The sequence below is a fragment of the Corallococcus sp. CA047B genome (assembly GCF_003612065.1).
Classification (GTDB): Bacteria; Myxococcota; Myxococcia; order Myxococcales; family Myxococcaceae; genus Corallococcus; species Corallococcus praedator.
On record NZ_RAWD01000685.1, the window covers coordinates 1 to 863 of the forward strand.

Here is an 863-nt window from a genome sequence, read left to right on the forward strand (position 1 = left end):
CCCTTGAAGAACGGGGTGTGGCGCCCACCCTCTTCCTTCGACAGCACGTAGATCTGCGCCTTGAACTTGGTGTGCGGCGTGATGGAGCCCGGCTTCGCCAGCACCTGGCCACGCTCCATGTCCTCGCGCTTGAGGCCACGGACCAGCGCGCCGATGTTGTCGCCCGCGCGGCCCTCGTCCAGCAGCTTGCGGAACATCTCCACGCCCGTCACGACCGTCTTCTGCGTCGCGCGCAGACCGACGACTTCGACTTCCTCGCCGACCTTGATGATGCCGCGCTCGACGCGGCCCGTCGCCACCGTACCACGGCCGGCGATGGAGAAGACGTCTTCCACCGGCATCAGGAAGGGCTTGTCCGTCGCGCGCTGCGGCGTCGGGATGTAGCTGTCCACCGCCTCCATCAGCTTCAGGATAGCCGGCTCGCCGATGTCGCTGGTGTCACCCTCGAGCGCCTTGAGCGCCGAGCCGGGGACGATGGGGATGCTGTCGCCGGGGAACTCGTACTTCTTGAGCAGGTCCCGGACTTCCATCTCCACGAGCTCGCGCAGCTCGGGGTCGTCCAGCATGTCCACCTTGTTCAGGAAGACGACGATGTAGGGCACGCCGACCTGGCGGGCCAGCAGGATGTGCTCACGCGTCTGCGGCATCGGGCCGTCCGCCGCCGAAACCACCAGGATGGCGCCGTCCATCTGCGCCGCACCGGTAATCATGTTCTTCACGTAGTCGGCGTGTCCCGGACAGTCGACGTGCGCGTAGTGGCGGTTCTTCGTCTTGTACTCCACGTGCGCCGTGGAGATGGTGATGCCGCGCTCCCGCTCTTCCGGCGCCTTGTCAATCTGGTCGTACGCCATGAACGTGGCGCC

At 66.3% G+C, this 863-nt stretch carries 1 protein-coding gene; it reads right to left on the bottom strand.

Annotated elements, in window-relative coordinates; genetic code table 11:
• A partial coding sequence (gene tuf / locus D7X74_RS42175; RefSeq protein WP_120538490.1) for an elongation factor Tu occupies nucleotides 1-863 on the bottom strand: 863 nt, incomplete at both ends.